This is a genomic window from Pseudomonas hydrolytica, from assembly GCF_021495345.1.
GTDB lineage: Bacteria > Pseudomonadota > Gammaproteobacteria > Pseudomonadales > Pseudomonadaceae > Aquipseudomonas > Aquipseudomonas hydrolytica.
The window spans coordinates 2921821-2947723 of sequence record NZ_CP099397.1; the positions used below are offsets into that span (position 1 = coordinate 2921821).

The following is a 25903-nucleotide window of genomic DNA, read 5'->3' on the forward strand; positions in this document are numbered from 1 at the left end:
GAGTCGCCGTCGTCCCACCCTACCGCCGAGTGATCAATCCCTGGCGCGCCACCCGCACCAGTTCGGCGACCGTTTCGGCCAGGTCGTCGGCGCTGGGCGCCTGAATCACCGCCAGATCGAAACTGTCGCGGGCGAAACGGGCCAGCGACTCGCCGTTCTGCACGAACTGGATACGGAAGGTGCGCGGCCCGGCCCAGCGCTTGGGCCAGCCTTCGAGATAACGCAGCAGGGTGGGCTGGTGGCTACCGCCAAGCAGCACGCGCGGATTGCGCAGCAGCAGGCCCGACGTGATGGGGGCCAGACGAATCAGGGGTTGGGGACAGATCATGGTCGCGTCTCCGCCTCGGAAATCCCGCTGGGCAGCGGTGAGAGGCGACACCGAACCAGCGCTTTAGCGGAATTTCAGGTGCTGAAAGCAACACCCTGTGGCGCCCCGCAAGTAGCTGTTTAAATCGGCGCAGCGCGCATCCTAGAGAAGCCCGCGCGATACTGTCAAGGCGCGCCCCGATAGCGAGATGCCATGACTACCTACCCGCTGCGTCTGTTCTTCGCCCTGCCCTGTCCACCGCACCTGGCCGCGGCGATCTGCGCCTGGCGCACCGACGCCCTTTCCGCAGGCAAGGCGGTGGCTGCGCATAACCTGCATCTGACCCTGGCCTTTCTCGGTTCGCAGCCGGCCAGTTGCGTGGCGCCGCTGCTGGCCCTGGCAGCCGAGATACAGGGTAAACGCAGCACCCTGCAGCTGGATCGCCTCGGCCTGTGGCGCGGCGGCCTGCTGCATCTGGCGCCCAGTCGGGTGCCGCAGGCGCTGGAACGACTGCAGCAGCAGCTGCATGCACGTCTGCTGGCGGCCGGCTACGTGTTGGAAGAGCGCGCCTTCCGCCCGCACCTGACCCTGGCTCGCCACTACCCGCACCAACCAAACTGCCCGGCCCCAACCTTCGATTGGCCGCTGCGCCATTTCGCCCTGTTTTGCTCGGAAAACGATGGCCGGGGCACCCGCTATCGCCAGCTCGGGCAGTGGCCGTTGCGGCCTGCGACCCCAGCCGGGCGTAGCGCCCCGTAACAGCTAAGCCTCGGCGATATCCCCTGCAAAACGAGGCGATTTCCCGAAAAACGCCGGGATAGAGGGCTTGGTCGCGAGAGATCAGCGCTGGCATGTTTCCTGCCATTGTCCTTGCGCCGTACGCGCCTCGGGATGGGCGCGATTTTTTTGCAGGACGCATCGACTGCCTCAGCAAACCCATCGAGAGCGCCCATGAAGAAGAACAAGACACTGCTCGCCCTCTGCCTCGGTACCGGCCTGCTCGCCAGCGGCCAAACCCAGGCTTTCTGGTTCGGCTCATCCGGCTATACCCAGACCAAGTACCCCATCGTCCTCGGCCACGGCATGCTCGGTTTCGACAGCATTCTCGGCGTCGATTACTGGTACGGCATTCCCGCCGCTCTGCGTCGTGACGGCGCCAGCGTCTACGTCACCGAAGTCAGCCAGCTCGACACCTCCGAAGCGCGCGGCGAACAGTTGCTGCAGCAGGTCGAGGATATCGTCGCCATCAGCGGCAAGGGCAAGGTCAACCTGATCGGCCACAGCCACGGCGGCCCCACCACCCGCTACGTCGCTGCCGTGCGTCCGGATCTGGTCGCCTCGGTCACCAGCGTCGGTGCGCCGCACAAGGGTTCGGCCACCGCCGATTTCCTCAAGGGCATCAGCGAAGGCCCCGCCGGCCCGGTCGCCACCCCGGTGCTGGTGGGCATCGTCAACGGCCTCGGTGCGCTGATCAACTTCCTCTCCGGCAGCTCCAGCACCACTCCGCAGAACGCCCTGGGCTCGCTGGAGTCGCTCAACAGCGAGGGCGCTGCACGTTTCAACGCCAAGTTCCCGCAAGGCATTCCCACCAGCGCCTGCGGCGAAGGTGCCTACAGCGTGAACGGCGTGCGCTACTACTCCTGGAGCGGCACCAGCCCGCTGACCAACGTGCTCGACCCCAGCGACCTGCTGCTGGGCGCCTCGTCGCTGACCTTCGGCAGCGAAGCCAACGACGGCTTGGTCGGCCGCTGCAGTTCGCGCATGGGTCAGGTGATCCGCGACAACTACCGGATGAACCATCTCGACGAGGTCAACCAGACCCTGGGGCTGACCAGCCTGTTCGAGACCGATCCGGTCACCGTCTACCGTCAGCATGCCAACCGCCTGAAAAACGCCGGGCTCTAGATCGCCACGCGTAGGGTGCGCCGTGCGCACCGAAACGCTGGCGGTGCGCGCGGCGCACCCTACAGCCCCGCTTCGGATCGGGAGCAATCCCGATCCGACGCTTTATTGGAACCTGCCGTGAACAAAGCCCTGTTTGCCCTGCCTCTGCTGTTCGCCGTCTGCCTGGCGCTGATGCTCTACCTCGAGCCCGGGCATCTGCCTGATCGCTTCAGCCCTGCTGCCGAGACCACCGCCGTATCGCCAACATCGATCGACCAGGGCGCTGCGTCGGCAGTCCCCACCCCCGAGAAAGCGAGCAGGAAGCTTGCGCTGCCCAGTTCCTTCGCCGGCACCCAGGTCGATGGCAGCTTTCGCGTCGACGCCGACGGCAATCTGATCGTCAGCGAGGACATTCGCCGCATCTTCGACTACTTCCTCGCCAGCATCGGCGAGGAAAGCCTGCAGGCCAGCATCGGGCGTCTGCGTGGCTATATCGACAGCCAGCTGGCCGAGCCAGCACGCGCCCGCGCGCAGGCCCTGCTCGATCAGTACCTGGCCTACAAACGCGAGCTGGTGCTGCTGGAGCGCGACCTGCCGCAGCTGGCCAGCCTGGATGCCCTGCGCCAGCGTGAAGCCACGGTACAGGCCCTGCGCGCACGGCTGTTCGACAGCGAAACCCACCAGGCCTTCTTCGCTCGCGAGGAAGGCTACAACCGCTTCACCCTGGAGCGCCTGGCCATCCAGCATGACGCCAGGCTGAGCGACGACGAAAAAGGCCTGGCCGTGGACCGTCTGCGCGCCTCGCTGCCGGAGGAGATGCAGGACATGGTCCTGCCGCAGCTGCAGCAGGAGCTGCGCCAGCACACCGCGCGGCTGCAGGCACAAGGCGCCAGTGCGGCGCAGATCCGCCAGCTGCGTCAGCAACTGGTGGGCGCAGAAGCCACCACGCGGTTGGAAGCGCTGGATCAGCAGCGACAGAGCTGGCAGAAAAGGCTGGATGACTATCTCGCCGCCAAGGCAGACATCGAGGCCAACACGGGCCTCAGCAGCGGCGACAAACGCGCCGCCATCGAGGCGCTGGCCGCCGAGCGCTTCGACGAGCGCGAGCGTCTGCGCCTGGATGCGGCCGAGCAACTGGCCGCCACCAACCGTCAGTAGCGTTTCAGGCGCTGTCGCGCATCACCAGCTCGAAGCCGACATCGATGCAGTGCTGCTCCGGCGTCTCGCCGCGCATCAGTGCCAGCAGCATGTTCGCCGCCAGCTCGCCGATGCGTCCGCGCGTGGTACGCACCGTGCTCAGCGCCGGATGCATCCAGGCCGCCGCAGGCAGGTCGTTGAAACCGGCGATGGCCAGCCGCCCCGGCACCTCGAGGCCCAGCTGACGGGCGCGGAACAGCGCGCCCATGGCCAGGTCGTCGTTGTTGAAGAACACCGCATCGATCTGCGGCTGCTGCGCCAGCAGGCGGTCGAGCAGCTCAGCGCCCAGGCCGATGGACGACAGCTCGGGAGTGAGCAGCTCCAGCGCCGGATCGTGGCGACCCAGGTAACGCATCACCTGGCGATAGCCTTCGGCGCGCTGCAGGGTGCGCGGGTCGAGCTGGGCAGCGGCAAAGGCGATGTGGCGATAGCCGCGCTGCACCAGGGCGCGGGTCATGGCGGCACCCGCCTCGACCTGGGAGAAACCGACGCAGTAGTCCTCGGGTTCGTCGCTCAGCTCCATCAGCGTCACCAGCGGACAGGTGCTGGCGCCGAGAATCTCGCGCGCCGCGTCGCTGCGCTCGAAGCCGGTGACCAGCAGACCCGCCGGCTGGTGCGCCAGGTAGGAGCGCAGCAGGCGCTCGTCTTCCTCGACCCGGTAATGGCTGACGCCGATCATCATTTCGAAGCCGGCCGGCATCAGCACCCGCTGGATGGCCTCGACGGTGTCGACGAACACCGAGTTGGACAGCGAGGGAATCACCACCGCCACCAGGTTCGAGCGCGAACTGGCCAGCGCCCGCGCCGCCGGATTGGGCACGTAGCCGAGCGCCTGGGCGGCGCGCATCACCTGCTCGCGCAGGGCGTCGGAGACCCTGCCCGGCTGCGACAGCGCGCGCGAGGCGGACATCAGCGAGCAGCCGGCAGCCTTGGCCACATCCGACAGGGTGACGCGTTCGGCGGAACGGCGACGACGTTGACTCATAGCGCCTCCAGGAAAGACCAGGCCGCGATTCTAGCAGCCTGGACGACGAATAAAGCGCGGGGCACGCCGCCCGGGGTACCGCCACCATGCAAGGAGCGGCACCGCCTGCGTGCCCCGCGAAACTTAAAGGGCGGCCTTCTCAGCCTCGGCCTGCACCTGATCGAACAGCTGCTGGCCGACCGTGTCGACCACCTTCTGGATCGCCGGCGCGGCCTGCTCGCGCATGCGCTGCACTTCGGCGGGGTCCACCTCGTTGATCTGCATGCCCTTGTCCTTCAGCTCGGCCAGCGCGCGGGCGGCTTCCTCGCGGGTGTCCTGGCGCTCGAAGTCACGCGCCTTCTTCGCGGCCTCCATGAGAATGTTCTGCTCGGTCTGCGACAGGCCGTCCCACCAGCGCTTGGACACGGTGACGATCCACGGGCTGTACACGTGGTTGGTCACGGTCAGGTACTTCTGCACCTCGTAGAACTTCGAGGAAAGGATGGTGTTGAACGGGTTCTCCTGACCGTCCACGGCCTTGGTCTCCAGCGCGGTGAACAGCTCGGAGAACGGCAGCGGCACGGCGTTGGCGCCCATCAGCTTGAAGGTGTCGAGAAACACCGGGTTGGGCATCACGCGCAGCTTGACCCCGGAGAAGTCCTCCAGCCTGGTGATCGGCCGGGTGTTGTTGGTCAGGTTGCGGAAACCGTTCTCCCAGTACACCAGGCCGACCAGGCCCTTCTCCTCCAGCTTGTCCATCACCTGGCGGCCGACCGGGCCGTCGAGCACGGCGTCGGCCTGTTCGGCGCTGCTGAACAGGAAAGGCGTATCCCACACCGCCATTTCCTTGGTGATGCCGACCAGCGTCGCGGTGGAGCCGACCATCATTTCCTGGGCACCGCCGATCAGCGCGCTCTGCATCTGGTCGTCCGACCCCAGGCTGGCAGCGCCGAAGGTGCGCACCTTGAGTTTGCCGTCAGAGGCCTTGGCCACCTCCTCGGCGAACAGCTTGGCCGCGCGGCCCTGGTTGCTGTTCTCGTTAAGGCCGTAGCCGAAGCGGATCATCCGCGAACGGACTTCGTCGGCGTGAACGCTGACGGCGGCGAGTGGGCTGCACAGCATGGCAGCGGTGAGGATGGCGAGCAGCGGACGTTTCATCGGGACTACCTCTTATTGTTGTGAAGAAAGCCGGCGCACCCGCGCCGGTGGGTCAACTCAGCGCAACCAGGCCAGCGGCACGGTAACGATGGACGGAAACGCTATCAGCAGGACGACGATGCCCAGGTAGATCAGGAAGAACGGCATCACCCCGCGCACCAGGACCTCCATGCGCAGCTTGCCGATACCGCCGACCACGTTGAGCACGGTGCCCACCGGCGGCGTGATCAGGCCGATGGAGCCGATCAGCACGAACATCACGCCGAAGTACACCGGGTCGACCCCGGCCTTGATGGCGATCGGCGCCAGCACCGGGGCGAGGATCAGGATGGTCGGGGTCAGGTCCAGCACCATGCCCACCGCGATCATCAGCAGCATGATCGCCAGCACCAGCAGGCGCGGGTGCTCGGCCAGCGGCCCGAGCATGGAGCCGATCTCGTCCGGCAGCTGGGCCAGGGTGATCATGTAGGCCGACACCGTTGCCGCGGCGCAGAGGAACATCACCGAGGCGGTGGTGCGGCTGGCGCGGGTCAGGGTCTCGATCAGGTCCGTCCAGCTCAGCTCGCGGTATAACAGGGTCGACACCGCCAGGGCATAGACCGCGGCGACCACGGCCGCCTCGGTCGGGGTGAAGATGCCGAAGCGCAGGCCGCCGACGATGATCACCGGCAGCATCAGCGCCGCCACGCCATCGACCAGTACCCGGCGACGCTCGGCGGCGCTGGCCTTGGGCGGCGTCGGCTCGGTGAAGCCGCGGGCGATCAGGGTCCAGGCGACGATCAGCCCGGCACCCATGATCAGCCCCGGCACCAGACCGGCCATGAACAGCTGGCTGATCGAGGTATTGGTGACCACGCCATAGATCACGAAGGGCATCGACGGCGGGATGATCGGCGCGATGATGCCGCCAGCGGCCACCAGGCCGGCCGAGGAATGCAGCGGATAGCCGCGCTGACGCATCATCGGCAGCAACAGGGTGGCCAGCGCCGCGGTGTCGGCCAGCGCCGAGCCGGACATGCTCGCCAGCAACACCGCGGCGGCAATGGCGACGTAACCGAGGCCGCCGCGTAGATGGCCGAAATAGGCCTGGGCCATAGCGATGATGCGCCGCGAGATGCCGCCGGCGTTCATCAGCTCGCCGGCGAGGATGAAGAAAGGCACGGCCAGCAGCGGGAAGCTGTCGGCGCCGGCGAGCAGGTTCTGCGCCAGCAGCTGCACGTCCCAGAAATCCAGGTACCACATCAGCACGGCGGCGGTGAGGATCAGGGCGAAGGCGATGGGCATGCCGAAGGCCATGAACCCCAGCAGGGATGTAAGGAAGACGGCGACGGTCATCGGCAGGTCCTCGCTGGGCAGTGCCCGTATTGTTGGAAATCAGACAGCATCATTCGACCTGCGCCTGCGTCAGCCTTGCCTGCGGCGCGTGCCGCCAGAGATTGACCAGCTGCACCACCGCGAGAATCGCCAGCACCGCCATGCTCGCCAGCACCGGCAGCATGGCCAGCACCACGGGATAGCCGACCACCGTGCTGTGGTTGCCCCAGCCGTACTGCACCTGCATCCACGCGCCCCAGGCCGACAGCAGGCTGGCGCCGGCCACCAGCAGCCAGCTCAGCGAATCCACTAGGCGCTGCGCCAGTTGCGGAAAGCGGTCGCGGATCATGCGGAAGGTCATCAGCTCGCCGCGGCGCATGCTCGAGGCCACGCCGACGAACACCAGCCAGACGAAGGCCAGCCGCGACAGCTCCTCGGCGCCCGGCCAGCCGGTGCCAAAGGCGTAGCGCAGCACCACGTTGGCAAACACTGCCACCACCATGAATGCCATCAGAACGGCCATCAGGCCGTCGGTGAGGCGATCGAACAGGCGCGCCAGGCGCCCTTCGTAAATCGGCTCGGCGCCCAGTTGCGGCCCCTGGTTAGCGCTATCAATTTCGGGCATGGCAGCAACGTCCTCCTCCACCGAAACAGCCTCCGGCAGATCGCGACACAGCCAGGCACGGATCTGCTCCAGCAGCGACTCGCGGCTGTCGGCCGCATTCAGCACGCAGACATGCGGCTCGCCGGCCGGCGTTTCGAGGGTGGCGAACTGGCTGTCGACCAGTGAGGTGGGCATGAAGTGTCCGGGGCGCGCGCCGACCCGCTGCAGCGCGGTGGCATGGTCGATCTGCAGATGGACGAACTGCAGCCCTGGCACCGCCGCGCGCAGACGCTCACGGTAGACGCGCTTGAGCGCCGAGCAGGCCAGCACGAAGCCCTCGCCCGCCGCCTGTGCAGCGAGCATCTGCTCGCACAGGGCGTCCAGCCAGTGGCTGCGGTCATCGTCGCTCAGGGGAATGCCGGCGCGCATGCGCTCGACGTTTGCAGGAGGATGGAAGTGGTCGGCTTCGATATGGCGCCAGCCGAGGGTGGCGGCCACCGCCTGGCTGATTTCGCTCTTGCCGGAGCCGCTGACGCCCATGACCACCAGGGTGGCGCGGGCAGGCAGGGTGAAAGGCTGTTGCTGCATGGAAACTCCAGGACACCATCGATGTGGTGCCGCTCATTGTTTGCGCCGGATGTTAGCGCTATCCAAATCGTTCGACAACCCCGCACCGGCAACATTTGGTAGAGCATTTCCCGCATCTGCCATGGTCAAGTGCTGGTCCGTAACCAATGGACAAGGTCAAGATCGCCTGCCTGCACCCAAGGAGATGTTTCGCTTATGCATCGGCCGAGCCCCCGCGTCTGGCTGCCCGCCCTGCTGCTACCGCTGGCCGCGCAGGCCGAGAACGCCAGCTATCAGGCCGAGCCGCTGGTGGTTACTGGCAGCCGCTATCAGGCAAGCGGCTGGCGCCTGCCCTTTTCGGTCAACCGCATCGATGCCGAGCAGGCCACTCTGGGCAAGCCGGGGGTCAATCTGTCCGAGGCGCTCGGCAGCGTGCCCGGCCTGGTGGTGCAGAACCGGCAGAACTACGCGCAGGATCTGCAGGTGTCCTCGCGTGGCTTCGGCGCCCGCTCGGCCTTCGGCATTCGCGGTATCAAGCTGCTGGCCGATGGCGTGCCGCTGTCCAACCCCGACGGCCAGGGCCAGGCGGCGACCTTCGATCTGGACAGCCTGGAGCGCATCGAGGTGCTGCGCGGCCCCTTCGCCAGCGTCTACGGCAGCAACTCCGGCGGGGTGATCCAGCTGTTCTCGCGCGATGGCGAGGGCGCGCCGAGGGTGTCGCTCGACACCTCGCAGGCGGCTTTCGGCACCAGCCGCACCCGTGTGGCGGCTGAAGGCGGCAATGACCAGGCGGGCTTTATCCTCAACCGCTCGCACTTCGAGACCGACGGCTATCGCGACCACAGCGGCGCCATCCTCGACAAGACCTTCGCCAAGCTCACCCTGTATCCGGACGATGCCAGCAAGCTCAGCCTGAGCTTCAGCCAGCTCGACCAGAACGACACCCAGGACCCGCAGGGCCTGACCTGGCAGCAGGTGCAGGACGACCGCCGCGCCGCCGCCCCCAGCGCTGTGGCGTTCGATACGCGCAAGACGGTCGATCACCAGCAGCTGGCCCTCAACTACGAGCGCAGCTTCGCCGCCGGCACCTGGCAGAGCACGGTCTACAGCGGCACACGGCGGGTGATTCAGTACCAGTCGATCCCGGTGGCGGTGCAGGCCAACCCGTCCCATTCCGGCGGGGTGATCGATTTCGAGCGGCGCTTCCATGGCATCGGCAACCGCTGGATCCAGCCCTTCGACCTGGGCGCCAGCCTGCTGACCCTGACCGCCGGCCTGGATTACGACCAGTCGCGCGACGACCGCCAGGGCTACGAGAACTTCGTCGGCAGCACCCTGGGCGTGAAAGGCAATCTGCGCCGTGACGAGCGCAACGAAGTCAGCAGCCTGTCACCCTACCTGCAGGCTGCCTGGCAGTTGGGCAAGCTCGACCTGCAGGCCGGCCTGCGCCATAACCAGGTGAAGTTCGAGGTGGACGACCGCTTCCTGAGCAATGGCGACGACAGCGGCTCGGTCACCTACCGCGAGCTGACCCCGACCCTGGGCGCCAGCTACGCGCTGCTGCCCGAGCTGAACCTCTACGCGAGTTGGGGCAAGGGCCTGGAGACACCGACGCTCAACGAGCTGTCCTACTCGGGCGCCGGCGGCGGTTTCGGCTTCGACCTGCAACCAGCCACCAGCAAACAGCTGGAAATCGGCCTCAAGGCCCGTCTGGCCGAGGCCACCAGCCTGCAGCTAGCGCTGTTTCAGATCGATACCGACGACGAGCTGGTGGTGGCATCCGCCAGCGGCGGCCGCACGCGCTTTCAGAACGCCGCACAGACCCGCCGCCGCGGCGTGGAGCTGGCAATGGAAAGTCAGCTCAGCGAAACCCTGCGCGCCACCCTCGCCTACACCCGCATCGACGCCGCCTACAGCCAGGACTTCACCAGCGGCGGTCGGCTGATCGAGGCGGGCAATCGCCTGCCCGGCATCCCCGCCAGCACCCTGTATGGCGAACTGGCCTGGCAGCCGCGCGAGGGCTTCAGCACCGCCCTCGAAGGGCTGTACCGCAGCAAGCTGTATGTCGAGGACAGCAACGCCGACAAGGCCGCGCCCAGTTACGCCCTGTTCAACTGGCAGGCGCGCTTCGAGCAAACGCTCGGTGCCCTGACCTTCAATCAGGTGCTACGCATCGACAACCTGCTGGACCGCGAATACATCGGCTCGGTGATAGTCGGCGAGAGCAACGGCCGCTATTACGAGCCGGGGCCGGAGCGCGCCTGGTATATCGGCGCGGGGGTGCAGTACCGGTTCGATTGAGGCGATTGCCGTAGGGGGCGCCTACAAACCGCGCGCAATCACCATCCGCTGCACGTCGCTGGTGCCTTCGTAGATCTGGCACACGCGCACGTCGCGGTAAATGCGCTCGACCGGGAAGTCCTTGAGGTAGCCGTAGCCGCCGAGGGTCTGGATCGCCGCGGAGCAGACCCGCTCTGCCATCTCCGAGGCGAACAGCTTGGCCATCGAGGCCTCGGTCAGGCATGGCAGGCCGGCTTCGCGCAGGCTGGCGGCGTGGTGCACCATCTGCCGCGCCACGGCGATCTGGGTGGCCATGTCGGCCAGGCGGAAGGCCACCGCCTGGTGCTCGATGATCGGCTTGCCGAAGGTGACCCGCTCGTGGGCGTAGTCGCGCGCCGCCTCGAACGCGGCGCGGGCCATACCTACCGATTGCGCGGCTATGCCGATGCGCCCGCCTTCCAGGTTGGCCAGGGCGATGCGGTAACCCTCGCCCTCCTCGCCCAGACGCAGCTCGGCCGGGATGCGCACCTCGTCGAGCTGGATCTGGCAGGTGTCCGAGGCATGCTGGCCGAGCTTGTCCTCCACCCGCACCACCGAGAACCCCGGCGTGTCGGTGGGTACGATAAAGGCGCTGATGCCCTTCTTGCCGGCCCCTGGGTCGGTGACGGCGAAGACGATGACCATGCCGGCGTGGCTGCCGGAGGTGATGAACTGCTTGGCGCCGCTCAGCACGTAGTGCCCGCCGTCGCGCCGCGCGCGGGTGCGCAGGTCGCTGGCATCGGAGCCGGCCTGCGGTTCGGTCAGGGCGAAGGCGCCGAGCATGCTGCCTTCGGCCAGCGGGCGGAGAAAGCGCTGTTTCTGCGCCTCGCTGCCGTATTTCAGGATCGGCATGCAGCCCACCGAGTTGTGCACGCTCATGATGGTGGAGCAGGCACCATCACCCGCCGCCACCTCTTCCAGGGCCATGGCGTAGGCCAGGTGGCCGGTCTCGGCGCCGCCCCATTGCTGCGGCACCAGCATGCCCATAAAGCCCAGCTGGCCCATCTCGGCAATGGCCTCGGCTGGGAAGCGATGCTCGCGGTCCCAGTCGGCGGCGAAGGGCTTGAGCCGTTCCTGGGCGAACTGGCGGGCCATGTCGCGGATCAGTAGTTGTTCTTCGTTGGGCAGCATGGCTGGCTCCATACGTAGGGTGCGCCGTGCGCACCGTGGATTGGCAGAAACTCTCGGTGCGCACAGCGCACCCTACGGGTCGGTTCAATACAACTCGATAGCCACAGCGGTGGCCTCGCCGCCGCCGATGCACACGGAGGCCACGCCACGCTTGAGTCCGTACTGGCTAAGGGCATTGAGCAGGGTCACCAGCACGCGCGCGCCGGAGGCGCCGATGGGGTGGCCGAGGGCGCAGGCGCCGCCGTGCACGTTGAGCTTGGCGTGGGGGATCTCCAGGTCGCGCATGGCCACCATGGGCACCACCGCGAAGGCCTCGTTGATCTCGTACAGGTCCACTTCGTTCAGGCTCCAGCCGCTGCGTGCCAGCACGCGCTGAATCGCGGTGACCGGCGCAGTGGTGAACAGGTTCGGCGCGTGGGCATGGCCGGCATGGGCGACGATACGCGCCAGCGGACTCAGGCCGCGCCGCTCGGCCTCGGACTGGCGCATCAGCAGCAGGGCCGCAGCGCCGTCGGAAATCGAGCTGGAGTTGGCCGCGGTCACGGTGCCGCCGTCGCGGAACGCCGGCTGGAGCGTGGGAATCTTCTCCGGCCTGGCCTTGGGTGGCTGCTCGTCGGTGGCGATCAGGCGCCGCTCACGCCCGGCAGGAGCCTCGACCGCGACGATCTCGTCGGCAAAATGGCCGGCCTCCATCGCCTGCTGCGCCCGGCGCAGCGACTCCAGGGCGTAGGCGTCCTGTTCCTGGCGGGTGAAACCGTAGCTCTGCGCGCAGTCCTCGGCGAAGGTGCCCATCAGCCGGCCGCGCTCGTAGGCGTCTTCCAGACCGTCGAGGAACATATGGTCGAGCACCTGGCCGTGGCCCATGCGATAGCCCGCGCGGGCGCGCTGTAGCAGGTACGGCGCGTTGGACATGCTCTCCATGCCGCCGGCCACCAGCACCTCGGCGCTACCGGCCAGCAGCAGGTCGTGGCCGAGCATCAGCGCCTGCATGCCCGAACCGCACATCTTGTTCAGCGTGGTGCATTGCGCCGCCTGGCTCAGGCCCGCGCCGAGCGCCGCCTGGCGCGCCGGGGCCTGGCCCTGACCGGCCTGCAGCACGCAGCCCATCAGCACGGTATCCACCGCCTCGGCCGCGAGTCCGGCGCGCTGCAGGGTGGCGCGAATGGCGGCGGCGCCCAGTTCGGCGGCGGACAGGCCGGCCAGGTCACCGAGAAAACCACCCATGGGAGTTCGGGCGGCGCTGACGATCACGACCGGATCGGTTGCAGACATGGTTGTCTCCTGAAAGTCGTTGGTGTGCCATGGATTGCGGCCAGGCCGATCAGCTCGCCCCGGGCGGATGCAATCCGGGTCATGTGTCGGTTACTTCGCCGCCATACGCAGCGCGCCATCGAGGCGGATCACCTCGCCGTTGAGCATGGGGTTCTCGACGATGTGGCGCACCAGCGCGGCGTATTCCTCGGGGCGGCCCAGGCGCGGCGGGAACGGCACGCCGGCGGCCAGCGAGTCGCGCACCTCCTGCGGCATGCCGGCCATCATCGGCGTCTCGAAGATGCCCGGGGCGATGCACATCACGCGGATGCCCGAGCGCGCCAGCTCGCGCGCCGCCGGCAGGGTCATGGCGGCCACCCCGCCCTTGGAGGCGGCATAGGCGGCCTGACCGATCTGCCCGTCGAAGGCCGCCACCGAAGCGGTATTGACGATCACCCCGCGCTCGCCCTCGGCATTCGGCGGGTTCTGCGCCATGGCCTCGGCGGCCAGGCGCAGCAGGTTGAAACTGCCGATCAGGTTGACCTCGACGGTACGGCGGAAGCTGTCCAGGCCATGCACGCCACTGCGCCCCAGGACCTTCTCGGCCGGTGCGATACCGGCGCAGTTGACCAGCCCGTGCACGGCGCCAAAGGCCTCCAGTGCCTGCGCCACAGCCGCACGGCCATCCTCCTCGCGGGTGATGTCGGCCTGCACGAAGCGGGCACCCTCGCCCAGCTCTGCGGCGGCGCGCTGCCCCGCTTCGGCATTGATATCCAGCAACAGCACCTTGCCGCCCTGGCCCAGCAGCTGACGGGCAGCGGCCAGGCCCAGGCCGGAGCCGCCACCGGTGATCAGAAATACGGAATCTTCGATACGCATAGCACGCTCCAGCAACGAGTCAGAACCATGCTCGCGCCGAGCGCCGCCGTCGACAATGGCGAAAGTCGTCTATCGATCTGAGCGCTTTGGACAATCGGGCGTCGGGTGCATCAGTGCGCGGTACTGTCCCGGCGTAGAGCCGGTCCACTTCTTGAACGCCTTGTAGAAGGCGCTGATGTCGGCGAAACCGAGCACGCCGGCCAGCTCGACGAAATCGCCCTCGCCGGTATCCAGGCGGGTGATAGCCAGTTCGCGCCGCACCTGATCCTTGAGCCCCTGGTACGACTGGCCCTCCTGGGCCAACTTGCGGCGCAGGGTCGAGGGCGCCATGTAGAAATGGCTGCTGAGCGCCTCGAAGTCGGGCCAGCGTGCGGCGCTCAGCGAGCGCAGATAGGCACGGATACGCGCCCCCAGGCTTTGCGGGTCGCGGTAGCGCACCAGGATATTGGCTGGTGCGCCGGCCAGAAAGCGCTTCAGTTCGCGCTCGCTGCGGCGCACCGGCTGCGCCAGGCAGTCGGCGTTGAACAGCAGGCGGCTGGAGGGGCGCTCGAAGCGCAGGTTGTCGCAGAACATCACCCGGTAGTCCTCGAGATAGCCCGGCGCGGGACAGCGCAGGTCGATGCCGAGGATCGGCAGGCGCCGGCCGGCCAGCCAGCACAGCAGGCCATGCACCATCAGCCACAGGGTGAAGTAGGCGAAGGCCCGACTGTGCTGGCCGTCCGGCTCGTCCAGGGCGATTTCGGCCAGGCTGCCCTGTTGCACCAGGCGCGGCCTGAGGCCGTCGAAGACCAGGCCGCAGAAGGCCAGCACCCGCTCCAGCGCCGCGCCCAGGGTGGGCTCGCGCAGGGCGATGGCAGCCATGAAGGCGAAGCTGCCGGCCTTCATGCGCCGGGCGTTCATTCCGAAGAACTCGTCGTCCATGCCCGCCGCCAGGGCGCGCCAGAGCTGACCGTAGAGCGCCGAAGGCACACGCCCGTAGGGGCGCTCCAGCGCCTGTGCAGGCAGGCCGACGCGCTCCAGCAGCGCCGCCACGTCGAGCCCGCGGCGGCGCGCCTCGAGCAACGCCTCGCCGACCAGTTGTACCGAGATGGTGCCCTTCTCCACTGCCATGCCGCCCCGCGTCAGCCCCGTCCTGCAACGCGGCCCAGTTTGCCTGCGCCGCCGACGCGAGGCCAGCCGCTCAGCGGCCGACCAGGCGCAGCGGCGGTGCCAGCTCGGCCTGCATCAATTCGCGCATGCGAAACTTCTGCACCTTGCCGGTTACGGTCATGGGGAATTCCTCGACGAAGCGGAAGTGGCGCGGCACCTTGAAGTGGGCGATGCGCCCCTTGCAGTACTCGGCGAGCGCCTCGGCGGTGAGGACCTGATCCGGGTGCAGCTTGACCCAGGCGGCCACTTCCTCGCCGTACTTGCTGTCGGGAATGCCGATCACCTGCACGTCGGCCACCGCCGGGTGGGTGAAGAGGAACTCCTCGATCTCGCGCGGATAGATGTTCTCGCCGCCGCGGATGATCATGTCCTTGCTGCGCCCGACAATCTTCAGGTAGCCCGCCTCGTCCATCACCGCCAGATCGCCGCTGTGCATCCACTTGGCCTCGTCGATGCTCTCCTGGGTCGCCTCCTGGTTGTTCCAGTAGCCCAGCATCACGCTGTAGCCGCGGGTGCAGAGTTCACCGATCTGCCCGCGCGGCACCACGTTGCCCTGTTCGTCGACCAGCTTGGTCTCCAAGTGCGGTTGGGTGCGACCGACGCTGGCCACGCGCAGCTCCAGCGGATCGTCGGCGGCGCTCTGGGTCGACACCGGGCTGGTCTCGGTCATGCCATAGGCGATCTGCACCTCGGCCATATGCATCTGCTCGATCACCCGCTTCATCACCTCGATCGGGCAGGTGGCACCGGCCATGATGCCCGTGCGCAGGCTGGACAGATCGAACTCGGCGCGGCGCGGGTGATCCAGCTCGGCGATGAACATGGTGGGCACGCCATACAGCACCGTGGCGCGCTCCTCGGCCACCGCCTGCAGGGTGCTCAGCGGCTCGAAGGCCGGGCCGGGGTAGATCATCGTGCTGCCATGGGTCATGCAGCCGAGATTGCCCATCACCATGCCGAAACAGTGGTACAGCGGCACCGGGATCACCATGCGGTCCTGTTCGCTCAGCCCCAGACTCTCGCCGACCATGTAGCCGTTGTTGAGGATGTTGTAATGGCTCAGCGCCGCGCCCTTGGGAAAGCCGGTGGTACCCGAGGTGTACTGGATGTTGATCGGGTCGTCGAACTGCAACTGGGCCTGGCGGCGACGCAGCACGTCGTGGGAGATCTGCCCGGCCAGGCCGAGCAGCTTGGCCCAGCCGAGCATGCCGGCGGGCGGCGTGCGCGCCAGGCTGATCACCCCGCGCAGCTCGGCAAGCTGCGGGGCATGCAGCCCGCCGGGCGGGCTATCGGCCAGCTCCGGGATCAGCTCGGCGAGCATGGCATGGTAGTCGGAGCTCTTGAACTGCTCGGCGCAGATCAGCCAGCGGCAGCCGGACTGTTTCAGCGCGTACTCCAGCTCGTTCAGCCGATAGGCCGGATTGATGTTGACCAGGATCGCGCCGACCTTCGCCGTGGCGAACTGGGCGATGCACCACTCGGCGCAGTTCGGTGCCCAGATGCCGACCCGGTCGCCCGGCAGCAGGCCGAGGGCGAGCAGGCCGCGGGCGCAGTCCTCGACCACCTCGGCCAGTTCGCCCCAGCTGTAACGCAGGTTCTGATGGCGCACCACCAGCGCCTCGCGGCGAGCGTGCAGACGCACCGTGGTATCGAAGGCTTCGCCGATGGTCATGGCCAGCAGGGGTTTGTCCTGCGGGCCGCGGGTGTAGCTGAGCTGAGTCATGTCGGTACCCACTTGTTGTGTTTGTTATGGGAAGTCCGCAAGCGCGGAGATCGCCGCGCTCCCAACAGGAAGCATGCCAAGGCGACGCAGGCCGCCTGCCCCGGCGTTTGCGCCGGTTGCGCGGCTTCCAGCGGGGCAGCGCCACTGTCTCGTTCTGCGACAGGTGTATGACTTCGATACAGCCGGTTTTCTCCACTTTTCATCGGCAGAGCCGCCTCGACGGCGCCTGGCAAGGCTTTGCCGACAGTGGCACAGCCGTTGCTCAAGCCCCCGGCACAAGACAACGACAAGAGGCTTCGCCCATGGCAACCCCGCCACTCCACCGTAAAACCCTCGATTTCCTCGCCAGGCCACAACGCATGCTGATCGGCGACCAATGGCTGGACGCCTCCAGCGGCAGCCGCATGCAGGTGCGCAACCCGGCCACCGGCGAGCCGCTGGCCAGCGTCCCCTCGGCCAGCGCTGAAGACGTCGACCGCGCCGTTCAGGCCGCCCGCAGCGCCTTCTACGACTCCGCCTGGAACCGCATCCGCCCGCGCGAACGGCAGAACCTGCTGTGGCGCCTGGCCGAGCTGATCGAGCGGGACGCCGACGTGCTGGCCGAGCTGGAATGCCTGAACAACGGCAAGAGCGCCCAGGTGGCCCGCGCCATGGACGTACAGCTGTGCATCGACTTTCTGCGCTACATGGCCGGCTGGGCCACCAAGATCGAGGGCAGCACGGTGGAGCCGTCCCTGCCCCTGATGCCGAACGAGGATTTTCACGCCTATATCCGCCGCGAGGCGGTGGGGGTGGTAGGCGCCATCGTGGCCTGGAACTTTCCGCTGCTGCTGGCCTGCTGGAAGCTCGGTCCGGCGCTGGCCAGCGGTTGCACCCTGGTGCTCAAACCGGCCGACGAAACCCCGCTGAGCGCACTGAAGCTCGCCGAACTGGTTCAGGAAGCCGGCTACCCGGCCGGGGTGTTCAACGTGGTCACCGGCACCGGCCTGAACGCCGGCGCGGCGCTGTCCAGCCACCCCGGAGTGGACAAGCTGACCTTCACCGGCTCCACCGAAGTGGGCAAGCAGATCGGCAAGGCGGCCATGGACAACATGACCCGCGTGACCCTGGAACTGGGCGGCAAATCGCCGACCATCGTGCTGGCTGATGCCGACCTGCAGCAGGCCGCCGCCGGGGCCGCCAGCGCCATCTTCTTCAACCAGGGCCAGGTGTGCTGCGCCGGCTCGCGCCTGTACGTGCAGCGCAAGCACTTCGACAACGTGGTGGCCGACATCGCCGCCATCGCCAACGGCATGAAGCTGGGCAACGGCCTCGACCCCAGCGTGCAGATGGGCCCGCTGATCTCCGCCAAGCAGCAGGATCGGGTCACCGGCTACATCAACCTGGGCCGCGAACTGGGCGCCACCGTCGCCTGCGGCGGCGAAGGCTTCGGCCCCGGCTACTTCGTTCAGCCGACGGTGCTGGTGGACGTCGACCAGCGCCACCGCCTGGTCCAGGAAGAAATCTTCGGCCCGGTGCTGGTGGCCATGCCCTTCGACGATATCGACGAGGTGGTGCGCCTGGCCAACGACAACCCCTACGGCCTGGGCGCCAGCATCTGGTCCAACGACCTCGGCGCGGTGCACCGGATGATTCCGCGCATCTGCTCCGGCTCTGTGTGGGTCAACTGCCACAGCGCCCTCGACCCGGCCCTGCCGTTCGGCGGCCACAAGCTCTCCGGCATCGGCCGCGAGATGGGCGCCGCCGCCATCGAGCACTACACCGAACTGAAAACGGTGATGATCAAGCTGTGAGTTTTACGGGTGGGGGGCTGTCCCGAGCGGCCCTCTGCCCTTTTTTATTCCGGGCGCGCCGGTGGCGCGCCATACACCACGCAGGCGAGCGGCCTGCTACCCCTGTTCCATACCCCTGAGCTTGCGATACAGCGTCGCGCGGGCGATACCCAGGCTGCGCGCGGCGGCCGAAAGGTTGCCGCCGGCGGCCTCCACCGCGGCGCGAATGGCCCGCGCCTCGGCAAGCTGCAGCGTACTCCCCGCCGCCAACGTCAGCCCTTCCCCCGCCACCGTCGCGGCCTGTTCGCCGCGGCCGGCGCGCACCTCGTCCGGCAGGTGCTGCACACCGATCTCGCCGTCATCCTCGGCCAGCGCCGCAGCCAGGCGCAGGCACTGGTAGAGCTGGCGGATATTGCCCGGCCAGTGATAGTCCAGCAGCGCCTGCAGCGCCGCCGGGCTCAGCTGGAGAGGCTGCTGTGCGGTGGTCTCGGCACGCAGCAGGTGCTGGATCAGCGCCGCCAGGTCGCGCCGCTTGCGCAGTGCCGGCAGGCTCACGCGCAGGCCGTTGATGCGGTAGTAGAGATCCTCGCGAAAGCTCTGCTCGGCGCTGAGCTGCTGCAGGTCGCGGTGGGTGGCGCAGATCAGCGCGCAGTCCACCTTGATCAGCTGGTTGCTGCCCAGCCGGCTCAGGCTGCGCTCCTGCAGCACGCGCAAGAGACGGCCCTGCAGCTCCAGCGGCATGTCGCCGATCTCGTCGAGAAACAGCGTGCCCTTGTGCGCCTGCTCGATCTTGCCGATGGCGCCGCCCTTGCGGCTGCCGGTGAAGGCGCCTTCGACATGGCCGAACAGCTCCGACTCGATCAGGCTGGCCGGAATCGACGAGCAGTTGATGGCCACGAAGGCTTCGCCGGCCCGCGCACTGCCCTCGTGCAGCAAGCGGGCGAAGACCTCCTTGCCGGTGCCCGTCTCGCCATTGATCAGCACCGGGATGTCGCGGGCGAAGGCCTTGCGCGCCCGCGCCAGGGCATCCTGCAGTGCCGGGTCCTGCAGGCAGGCACCGCTGTGCGGCGTCGGCAGTGGCTCGGCGCTGCGCCGCGGGCGCTGCGCCTCGGCCAGCATCGGCGCCGTTCGCTGAGGCGGGCCCTGAGTGATGCAGGCGTGCAGTTCGCCGCCGTGGTGGCTGCGCAGGCGCAGCGGCGCACTGAGATCATGGCGGCGAAAACAGGCGGCGTGGGCGAAGGGCATGTCGAACAGCTCGGCGAAGTCCAGGCCCGCACGCACCTCGCCCATACGCAGCAACTGGCCGGCGATGCGGTTGGCGCAGCGCAGCTTGCCCGCCGGGTCGAAGGCCAGCAGACCCTCCAGCGGCGTGCCGAGGATGTCCAGGCGATGGTGCAGATGCACCAGCAGCACCTCGCCAAGCTGGGCGAACAGGCGGTTCTCGATGGCGCGAGCGGCGAACACCAGCGACTCCAGGGTGTAGACCGAGGGCGCGCCCTGCCGGCTGCTGGCGTCCAGCACCCCGACTATGCCGCCGTCGAGGCCGAAGATCGGCGTGGCCAGGCAGGAGAACTGGCGGGCCTCTTCCAGATAGTGCTCCTCGCCGACGAAGAACACCGACTCGCGTTCGGCCAGGGCGCAGCCCGGCGCCGTGGTGCCGACGTTCTGCTCGGAAAGCTGCGCGCCGATGCGAAACACCTGGCTCAGCTCGCGGGTGCCGGCACCGCGCCCGCTGAGGCTGCTGAGCACCACGCCTTCCAGATCGATGCAGGCCAGCACCCAATCCTGCGGTGCCAGCGCCGCGTGCAGCTGCTGCATCTCGGGCATTGCGCAGTCCAGCAGCAGGCGGTCGCGCTCGGCGATCTGCTTGCCAGTAGCCACCAGCGGCGCCTCGAACAGCAGCTTGTCGCGCTGGCACAGGCCGTAGTGCTGCGAGCGCTGCCAGGAACGGGCGACTACCTGGGAATCGACCAGATGCTTGCCTGAAGTGGGCGTTGCGGAGGGGTCGCTGGATCTGTGCATGGCATGCGTCTCACGGCCAGGTGTCTCGAACTGGGCCAGCCCGCCCCAGGGCCACTGTCTCAGTTCGAGACAGCGTCACGGCGAGACGGCGCCCGCGCTCTGTTCGAGAACTCTTGTTGTTATACAAATCATTGATTCAGCTTGGTTTTCTGCCAGCCAAAAAAGCTGGCACAGACTCTGCTCAATGACTTCACAGCCTCCGGAGAAAACCCCGGCAGCGCCAAGATCTTAAACAAAAACAATAAAGGTGATGTCATGAAAATGAGCACAGATGCGGCTCGGCCCAAACCGGCCCGGCAGTGGCTGCATGCTTCGCTGTTCGGCCTGTTGAGCGGCTTTTGCGCCAGTGCCTCGGCGCTCGACGTAGACGCCGGCGATTACACCGCCCTGCCCGCCGGCACCAACCTGGGCCTGCTCTACTACCAGCACGCCGAACGCAACCGCCTCTACGCCAACGGCGACAAGCTGCCACTGGATGCCGGCCTGGATTCGGATATCGGTATCCTGCGCGGCGTGCACTTCATGGAACTGGGCGGCTACATAGTCGACCCGCAGTTCCTCCTGCCCTTCGGCAACGTGCGCGCCAAGGACGACCTGTCGGCCCTGGGCAGCGACAGCGGCACCGGCGACCTGATCCTGGCCGCCACCGTATGGCTGGTGAACCAGCCGGAACAGCGCCGCTACTTCGGCATCACCCCCTTCCTCTGGCTGCCCACCGGCAGCTACGACAACGATCGCGCCATCAACCTCGGCGAGAACCGCTGGAAAGGTGCGCTGCAGGCCGGCTACATCGAGGGCCTGGGCGACAAGTTCAGCCTCGACCTGGTGGGCGACGTGACCTTCTTTGGCAAGAACGACGACTTCGGCCCCGCCAGCCAGACTCTCAAGCAGAAGCCGCTGTTCCAGGCCCAGGCGTTCCTGCGCTACCACGTCAACGAACGCTTCGACCTGCGCGCCGGCGTCTCGCGCCTGTGGGGCGGCGAGACCGAGGTGGATGGCCTGGACATGGACGATAAACCCAACACCAGCAAGTTCAACGTCGGCGCCAGCTGGTTCTTCACCCCGCGCGACCAGCTGCTGGTCAATTTCGGCCGCGACCTCTCGGTGGACAACGGCTTCAAGGAGCAGGGACGGGTCAACCTGCGCCTGCTACACGTTTTCTAAGCACCGCCGCCAGCCTTCCCATTCCAACAACAACAGGAGTTTCGCGTGATGCCTAACCTCACCCAATCACGCCGTTTCGTCTGCCTGCTCACCGCGCTGCTGGTCGCCACAGGCGCCCAGGCCGCCAAGGTCGACGAGGCCGACATCCGTGCCAGCGAGCAAGACGGCAGCGAATGGCTCAGCCATGGCCGCACCTACGCTGAGCAGCGCTTCAGCCCGCTCAAGCAGATCGACGCCGACAACGTCGGCAAGCTGGGCCTGGCCTGGTACCTGGATCTGGAAAACAACCGTGGCCTGGAGGCCACCCCGCTGGTGTCCGACGGCGTGCTCTACACCTCGCTGTCCTGGAGCCGGGTGATGGCCGTGGACCTGCGCAGCGGCAAGCGCCTGTGGCAGTTCGATCCCCAGGTGGATCGCGGCCGCTCCCGCTACGCCTGCTGCGACGCGGTCAACCGCGGCGTCGCCCTGTGGAACGGCAAGGTCTACGTCGGCGCCCTGGACGGTCGCCTGATCGCCCTGGACGCCAAGACCGGCCACGAGGTCTGGAGCGAGCAGACCACCGACCCGGCCAAGCCCTACAGCATCACCGGCGCGCCGCGGGTGGTGAAGGGCAAGGTGATCATCGGCAACGGCGGCGCCGAGTACGGCGTGCGCGGCTTCTTCTCCGCCTACGATGCCGAGACCGGCAAGATGGCCTGGCGCTTCTACACGGTGCCGGGCGACCCGGCCCAGCCCTACGAGCACCCCGAACTGGCCGCAGCGGCCAAGACCTGGAAGGGCGACCAGTACTGGAAGCTCGGCGGCGGCGGTACCGTATGGGACAGCATGGCCTACGACCCGGAGCTGGACCTGCTGTACATCGGCACCGGCAACGGCTCGCCGTGGAACCGCGAGATCCGCAGCCCCGGCGGCGGCGACAACCTGTACCTGTCGTCGATCCTGGCGCTGCGCCCGGACAGCGGCCAGCTGCTCTGGCATTACCAGACCACGCCGGGCGAAACCTGGGACTTCACCGCCACCCAGCAGATCACCCTGGCCACCCTGGAGCTGGACGGCAAGCCGCGCAAGGTGCTGATGCAGGCGCCGAAGAACGGCTTCTTCTATGTGCTCGATCGCGCCACCGGCGAACTGCTCTCGGCGGAAAAATTCGGCAAGGTGACCTGGGCCGAGAAGGTCGATCTGGCCACCGGCCGCCCGGTGGAGGTGCCCGGCTCGCGCTACGAGCAGGAGCAGGTGGTGATGTGGCCGAGCCCGTTCGGCGCGCACAGCTGGCACTCCATGTCGTTCAACCCGCAGACCGGGCTGATGTACATCCCCTACCAGGAAATCCCAGGCGTCTATCGCAACGAAGGGGCCACGTTCAAGAAGATCGACGGCTTCAACACCGGTACCGGCTTCAGCGACACTCACGAGATACCCCGCGATGCGGTGAGCGGCGCCCTGCTGGCCTGGGACCCGGTACGCCAGCGCGAGGCCTGGCGCGTGCCGCATAGCTTCTACTGGAACGGCGGCACCCTGAGCACCGCCGGCAACCTGGTGTTCCAGGGCACCGCCGACGGCCAGCTGCACGCCTACTCGGCGGACAAGGGACAGCGCCTGTGGAGCTTCGCCGCGCAGACCGGCATAGTCGCCGCCCCCATCAGCTTCAGCCTGGATGGCGAGCAGTACGTAGCGGTCATGGCCGGCTGGGGCGGCGTGGCGCCGCTGATCGGCGGCGACGCGGCACTGGCGCCCGGAGTGCGCAACCTCAGCCGCCTGCTGGTGTTCAAACTCGGCGGCCAGAGCAGCCTGCCGCCGCTGCCGCAGGCGACCACGATCGCCGTGCAGCGCACGCCGCAGGCGGTCCAGGCGAGTGCCGCGGACCTGGACGCCGGCAAGCTGCTGTACGGCAACTACTGCTCGATGTGTCACGGCGTCGGCGCCGTCAGCGGCGGCCTGATCCCCGACCTGCGCCATACGGATCAATGGCGCCGCGACAACTTCCAGCAGATCGTCCGGGACGGCATCCTCCGTCCGCTGGGCATGCCATCCTTCAAGAACTCGCTGAGCGTGGCCGAGGTGGAACAGATCAAGGCCTATGTAATGAGCCGCGAGTACGAGGACCATCTCAAGGCGCAGCAAGCCGCCAGACCCTGACCCCCATGGGCGGGCTCGGCCCGCCCGCGGACACCACCCCAAGCACCGGAGGAACAGCAGCATGTGGACCAAACCTAGCTACACCGACCTGCGCATCGGCTTCGAAGTGACCCTGTACTTCGCCAACCGTTGAGCCTGCCGCGGTGTGCCTGGCGCGCCGCGTTTCCCACCCGGCCTGCCGGGGCCTGATTTTTTTGCCGCGCGAGGCCCAGATGCATATCCAGATTCTCGGTTCCGCCGCCGGCGGCGGTTTCCCCCAGTGGAACTGCAACTGCCGCAACTGCCGCGGCGTGCGCGCCGGCACCCTGCGGGCGCAGCCGCGTACCCAGTCGTCCATCGCCATCTCCGACGAAGGCGAGCAGTGGATCCTGTGCAACGCCTCGCCCGACATCCGCGCCCAGCTCGAAGCCTTCCCGGCGCTGCAGCCGGCGCGCCAGCTGCGCGACACGGCGATTGCCGGCATCGTCCTGCTCGACAGCCAGATCGACCACTGCACCGGCCTGTTGACCCTGCGCGAAGGCTGCCCGCATCAGGTCTGGTGCACCGAGATGGTCCATCAGGACCTGACCACCGGCTTTCCGCTGTTCAACATGCTCAGCCACTGGAACGGCGGCCTGCAGCACCGGCTGATCGAGCTGGATGCCAAGCCGTTCAGCATCCCCGCCTGTCCTGAGCTGCGCCTCACCGCCATCGCCCTGCGCAGCAGCGCGCCGCCGTATTCGCCGCATCGGGGCAATCCGCACCCGGGCGACAACATCGGCCTGTTCATCGAGGACCTGCGCACGGGCGGGACCTTGTTCTACGCCCCCGGCCTGGGCCAGGTGGACGAGCAACTGCTGGGCTGGATGCGCCGCGCCGACTGCCTGCTGGTGGACGGCACGCTGTGGCGCGACGACGAGATGCGCGTGTGCGAGGTGGGCGACAAGCTCGGCAGCGAGATGGGCCACCTGCCGCAGAGCGGCCCGGGCGGCATGCTCGAGGTGCTCGACGGCCTGCCGACCGCACGCAAGATCCTGATCCATATCAACAACACCAACCCGATTCTCGACCTGGATTCGCCCGAGCGTGCCGAGCTGGACGCGCGCGGCATCGAGGTCGCGTTCGATGGCATGAGCATCCATTTGTAGGGTGTGCGGGGCCGCCCAGGCTGTGCGCACTTCAAAGAATGCTGGTGCGCACGGCGCACCCTACGGCAACGCGTATCGGAGATCCTGATGAGCCAAGCTGCCATGACCCCTGCCGAATTCGAGCAGGCCCTGCGCGCCAAGGGCGCGCTGTACCACATCCATCATCCTTTTCATCGCGCCATGTACGAAGGGCGCGCCACCCGCGAGCAGATCCAGGGCTGGGTGGCGAACCGCTTCTACTATCAGGTCAATATCCCACTTAAGGACGCCGCGATCATGGCCAACTGCCCGGATCGTGAGACCCGGCGCGAGTGGATTCAGCGCATCCTCGACCACGATGGGGCACCAGGCGAGGAAGGCGGCATCGAGGCCTGGCTGCGCTTGGCCGAGGCGGTCGGTCTCGACCGCGAGCAGGTGCTGTCGCAGGAGCTGGTGCTGCCCGGCGTGCGCTTCGCCGTCGACGCCTACGTCAACTTCGCTCGCCGCGCCAGTTGGCAGGAGGCGGCCAGCAGCTCGCTGACCGAGCTGTTCGCGCCGACCATCCACCAGTCGCGCCTGGACGCCTGGCCGCAGCACTACCCGTGGATCGATGCGACCGGCTACGACTACTTCCGCAATCGTCTGAGCCAGGCGCGCCGCGACGTCGAGCATGGCCTGCGCATCACCCTCGAGCACTACTGCACCCGTGAGGCACAGGAGCGCATGCTGAATATCCTGCAGTTCAAGCTCGACGTGCTGTGGAGCATGCTCGACGCCATGAGCATGGCCTACGAGCTGGAGCGCCCGCCGTACCACACGGTAACCGCCGAGCGCGTCTGGCATCGGGGGATCGCTTTATGATCAAGACAGCGGTGCGCATGGCGCACCCTACGGCCGCATTCCACGTAGGGTGCGCCGCGCGCACCACGACGGAGCCGCAACCATGACCTCGACCATCCTGCCCAACGTCCCCGCCATCCGTCGCGGCTTCCGCCTGCAGTTCGAGCCGGCCCAGGGCTGCCACGTGTTGCTCTATCCCGAGGGCATGATCAAACTCAACGACAGCGCCGGCGAGATTCTCCAGTTGATCGACGGCCAGCGCAGCGTCGCGGACATCGTCGCCGAGCTGGAGGCGCGCTATCCCGACGTCGCGGAGCTGGGCGACGATGTGCAGCAGTTCATCGAGGTGGCTCATGCCCAGTTCTGGATCGAACTGCGCTGACCGCGGACCGTTGCAAGGCGTCGGCGAAGCCGCC

At 67.6% G+C, this 25903-nt stretch carries 22 protein-coding genes; 11 read left to right on the forward strand and 11 right to left on the reverse strand.

Annotated features, from left to right (window positions below; all coding sequences use genetic code 11):
- Positions 1-19: 19 nt before the first annotated feature.
- Complete coding sequence (locus tag L1F06_RS13545) at positions 20-328, reverse strand: hypothetical protein (protein WP_096826353.1); 309 nt, start codon at positions 326-328, stop codon at positions 20-22.
- Positions 329-520: 192 nt separating this feature from the next.
- On the opposite strand from L1F06_RS13545, the gene thpR reads away from it, so the two are divergent.
- From thpR to L1F06_RS13560, 3 genes are all read left to right on the forward strand, one after another.
- A complete protein-coding gene (gene thpR / locus L1F06_RS13550) occupies positions 521-1066 on the forward strand; it encodes an RNA 2',3'-cyclic phosphodiesterase (RefSeq protein WP_129482333.1) in 546 nt (181 codons plus the stop codon).
- Between the two features lie 192 nt (positions 1067-1258).
- The gene (locus L1F06_RS13555; protein WP_003239806.1) at positions 1259-2212 is read left to right on the forward strand and encodes a triacylglycerol lipase; all 954 of its coding nucleotides are present in this window, start codon (positions 1259-1261) and stop codon (positions 2210-2212) included.
- A 117-nt stretch (positions 2213-2329) separates the two neighbouring features.
- On the forward strand, positions 2330-3349 hold the full coding sequence (locus L1F06_RS13560; protein ID WP_129482332.1) for a lipase secretion chaperone: 1020 nt from the start codon (positions 2330-2332) through the stop codon (positions 3347-3349).
- A 4-nt stretch (positions 3350-3353) separates the two neighbouring features.
- Here L1F06_RS13560 and gntR read toward each other — a convergent pair whose 3' ends face one another.
- The 4 genes from gntR to L1F06_RS13580 form a co-directional block, all read right to left on the reverse strand.
- The gene (gene gntR, locus L1F06_RS13565) at positions 3354-4373 is read right to left on the reverse strand and encodes an HTH-type transcriptional regulator GntR (protein ID WP_003239803.1); all 1020 of its coding nucleotides are present in this window, start codon (positions 4371-4373) and stop codon (positions 3354-3356) included.
- A 123-nt stretch (positions 4374-4496) separates the two neighbouring features.
- A complete protein-coding gene (locus tag L1F06_RS13570) occupies positions 4497-5510 on the reverse strand; it encodes a TRAP transporter substrate-binding protein (RefSeq protein ID WP_003239801.1) in 1014 nt (337 codons plus the stop codon).
- 57 nt (positions 5511-5567) lie between these two features.
- Positions 5568-6845: a TRAP transporter large permease gene (locus tag L1F06_RS13575; RefSeq protein WP_129482331.1), complete on the reverse strand. Its 1278-nt coding sequence runs from the start codon at positions 6843-6845 to the stop codon at positions 5568-5570.
- Between the two features lie 49 nt (positions 6846-6894).
- A complete protein-coding gene (locus tag L1F06_RS13580) occupies positions 6895-8016 on the reverse strand; it encodes a gluconokinase, GntK/IdnK-type (RefSeq protein ID WP_129482330.1) in 1122 nt (373 codons plus the stop codon).
- Positions 8017-8211: 195 nt separating this feature from the next.
- Between L1F06_RS13580 and L1F06_RS13585 the strand changes: the two genes are divergently transcribed.
- On the forward strand, positions 8212-10296 hold the full coding sequence (locus L1F06_RS13585) for a TonB-dependent receptor family protein (RefSeq protein WP_129482329.1): 2085 nt from the start codon (positions 8212-8214) through the stop codon (positions 10294-10296).
- Positions 10297-10317: 21 nt separating this feature from the next.
- Here L1F06_RS13585 and L1F06_RS13590 read toward each other — a convergent pair whose 3' ends face one another.
- The 5 genes from L1F06_RS13590 to L1F06_RS13610 all read right to left on the reverse strand — a co-directional run bounded on the left by L1F06_RS13590 (position 10318) and on the right by L1F06_RS13610 (position 16447).
- Entirely contained in the window at positions 10318-11445 is a 1128-nt protein-coding gene (locus L1F06_RS13590; RefSeq protein WP_129482328.1) for an acyl-CoA dehydrogenase family protein, read from the reverse strand.
- A gap of 84 nt (positions 11446-11529) precedes the next feature.
- A complete protein-coding gene (locus L1F06_RS13595) occupies positions 11530-12717 on the reverse strand; it encodes an acetyl-CoA C-acyltransferase (RefSeq protein WP_012018472.1) in 1188 nt (395 codons plus the stop codon).
- A gap of 90 nt (positions 12718-12807) precedes the next feature.
- Positions 12808-13575 carry a 3-hydroxyacyl-CoA dehydrogenase gene (locus L1F06_RS13600; protein WP_100549704.1) on the reverse strand — a complete coding sequence of 256 codons (768 nt, stop codon included), beginning with the start codon at positions 13573-13575 and terminating at the stop codon, positions 12808-12810.
- A gap of 69 nt (positions 13576-13644) precedes the next feature.
- On the reverse strand, positions 13645-14685 hold the full coding sequence (locus tag L1F06_RS13605; RefSeq protein ID WP_129482327.1) for an AraC family transcriptional regulator: 1041 nt from the start codon (positions 14683-14685) through the stop codon (positions 13645-13647).
- 70 nt (positions 14686-14755) lie between these two features.
- Entirely contained in the window at positions 14756-16447 is a 1692-nt protein-coding gene (locus L1F06_RS13610; RefSeq protein ID WP_129482326.1) for an AMP-binding protein, read from the reverse strand.
- A 302-nt stretch (positions 16448-16749) separates the two neighbouring features.
- On the opposite strand from L1F06_RS13610, the gene L1F06_RS13615 reads away from it, so the two are divergent.
- Entirely contained in the window at positions 16750-18240 is a 1491-nt protein-coding gene (locus L1F06_RS13615) for an aldehyde dehydrogenase family protein (protein ID WP_129482325.1), read from the forward strand.
- Between the two features lie 96 nt (positions 18241-18336).
- Here the strand turns inward: L1F06_RS13615 and L1F06_RS13620 are convergent, their stop codons facing one another.
- On the reverse strand, positions 18337-20241 hold the full coding sequence (locus L1F06_RS13620) for a sigma-54-dependent Fis family transcriptional regulator (protein WP_129482324.1): 1905 nt from the start codon (positions 20239-20241) through the stop codon (positions 18337-18339).
- A 255-nt stretch (positions 20242-20496) separates the two neighbouring features.
- Between L1F06_RS13620 and L1F06_RS13625 the strand changes: the two genes are divergently transcribed.
- The 6 genes from L1F06_RS13625 to pqqD all read left to right on the forward strand — a co-directional run bounded on the left by L1F06_RS13625 (position 20497) and on the right by pqqD (position 25869).
- Complete coding sequence (locus L1F06_RS13625; RefSeq protein ID WP_129482323.1) at positions 20497-21405, forward strand: transporter; 909 nt, start codon at positions 20497-20499, stop codon at positions 21403-21405.
- A gap of 48 nt (positions 21406-21453) precedes the next feature.
- Positions 21454-23541 carry a PQQ-dependent dehydrogenase, methanol/ethanol family gene (locus tag L1F06_RS13630; RefSeq protein ID WP_129482322.1) on the forward strand — a complete coding sequence of 696 codons (2088 nt, stop codon included), beginning with the start codon at positions 21454-21456 and terminating at the stop codon, positions 23539-23541.
- A gap of 61 nt (positions 23542-23602) precedes the next feature.
- The gene (pqqA, locus tag L1F06_RS13635; protein ID WP_003239771.1) at positions 23603-23674 is read left to right on the forward strand and encodes a pyrroloquinoline quinone precursor peptide PqqA; all 72 of its coding nucleotides are present in this window, start codon (positions 23603-23605) and stop codon (positions 23672-23674) included.
- Between the two features lie 79 nt (positions 23675-23753).
- A complete protein-coding gene (gene pqqB / locus L1F06_RS13640) occupies positions 23754-24668 on the forward strand; it encodes a pyrroloquinoline quinone biosynthesis protein PqqB (protein WP_129482321.1) in 915 nt (304 codons plus the stop codon).
- A gap of 87 nt (positions 24669-24755) precedes the next feature.
- A complete protein-coding gene (gene pqqC / locus L1F06_RS13645; protein ID WP_129482320.1) occupies positions 24756-25508 on the forward strand; it encodes a pyrroloquinoline-quinone synthase PqqC in 753 nt (250 codons plus the stop codon).
- An 82-nt stretch (positions 25509-25590) separates the two neighbouring features.
- Entirely contained in the window at positions 25591-25869 is a 279-nt protein-coding gene (gene pqqD / locus L1F06_RS13650; RefSeq protein WP_092375744.1) for a pyrroloquinoline quinone biosynthesis peptide chaperone PqqD, read from the forward strand.
- Positions 25870-25903: the final 34 nt, after the last annotated feature.

What these genes read in the sequence shown, in the direction of transcription:
- L1F06_RS13575 (WP_129482331.1), bottom strand. Translation starts at nt 6,845, where the DNA reads ATGACCGTCGCCGTCTTCCTTACATCCCTGCTGGGGTTCATGGCCTTC.
- L1F06_RS13625 (WP_129482323.1), top strand. Translation starts at nt 20,497, where the DNA reads ATGAAAATGAGCACAGATGCGGCTCGGCCCAAACCGGCCCGGCAGTGG.
- L1F06_RS13630 (WP_129482322.1), top strand. Translation starts at nt 21,454, where the DNA reads ATGCCTAACCTCACCCAATCACGCCGTTTCGTCTGCCTGCTCACCGCG.
- L1F06_RS13590 (WP_129482328.1), bottom strand. Translation starts at nt 11,445, where the DNA reads ATGCTGCCCAACGAAGAACAACTACTGATCCGCGACATGGCCCGCCAG.
- pqqC (WP_129482320.1), top strand. Translation starts at nt 24,756, where the DNA reads ATGAGCCAAGCTGCCATGACCCCTGCCGAATTCGAGCAGGCCCTGCGC.
- thpR (WP_129482333.1), top strand. Translation starts at nt 521, where the DNA reads ATGACTACCTACCCGCTGCGTCTGTTCTTCGCCCTGCCCTGTCCACCG.
- L1F06_RS13555 (WP_003239806.1), top strand. Translation starts at nt 1,259, where the DNA reads ATGAAGAAGAACAAGACACTGCTCGCCCTCTGCCTCGGTACCGGCCTG.
- L1F06_RS13580 (WP_129482330.1), bottom strand. Translation starts at nt 8,016, where the DNA reads ATGCAGCAACAGCCTTTCACCCTGCCTGCCCGCGCCACCCTGGTGGTC.
- L1F06_RS13615 (WP_129482325.1), top strand. Translation starts at nt 16,750, where the DNA reads ATGGCAACCCCGCCACTCCACCGTAAAACCCTCGATTTCCTCGCCAGG.
- L1F06_RS13585 (WP_129482329.1), top strand. Translation starts at nt 8,212, where the DNA reads ATGCATCGGCCGAGCCCCCGCGTCTGGCTGCCCGCCCTGCTGCTACCG.
- L1F06_RS13610 (WP_129482326.1), bottom strand. Translation starts at nt 16,447, where the DNA reads ATGACTCAGCTCAGCTACACCCGCGGCCCGCAGGACAAACCCCTGCTG.
- L1F06_RS13570 (WP_003239801.1), bottom strand. Translation starts at nt 5,510, where the DNA reads ATGAAACGTCCGCTGCTCGCCATCCTCACCGCTGCCATGCTGTGCAGC.
- L1F06_RS13545 (WP_096826353.1), bottom strand. Translation starts at nt 328, where the DNA reads ATGATCTGTCCCCAACCCCTGATTCGTCTGGCCCCCATCACGTCGGGC.
- pqqD (WP_092375744.1), top strand. Translation starts at nt 25,591, where the DNA reads ATGACCTCGACCATCCTGCCCAACGTCCCCGCCATCCGTCGCGGCTTC.
- L1F06_RS13595 (WP_012018472.1), bottom strand. Translation starts at nt 12,717, where the DNA reads ATGTCTGCAACCGATCCGGTCGTGATCGTCAGCGCCGCCCGAACTCCC.
- L1F06_RS13600 (WP_100549704.1), bottom strand. Translation starts at nt 13,575, where the DNA reads ATGCGTATCGAAGATTCCGTATTTCTGATCACCGGTGGCGGCTCCGGC.
- L1F06_RS13620 (WP_129482324.1), bottom strand. Translation starts at nt 20,241, where the DNA reads ATGCACAGATCCAGCGACCCCTCCGCAACGCCCACTTCAGGCAAGCAT.
- gntR (WP_003239803.1), bottom strand. Translation starts at nt 4,373, where the DNA reads ATGAGTCAACGTCGTCGCCGTTCCGCCGAACGCGTCACCCTGTCGGAT.
- pqqB (WP_129482321.1), top strand. Translation starts at nt 23,754, where the DNA reads ATGCATATCCAGATTCTCGGTTCCGCCGCCGGCGGCGGTTTCCCCCAG.
- L1F06_RS13605 (WP_129482327.1), bottom strand. Translation starts at nt 14,685, where the DNA reads ATGGCAGTGGAGAAGGGCACCATCTCGGTACAACTGGTCGGCGAGGCG.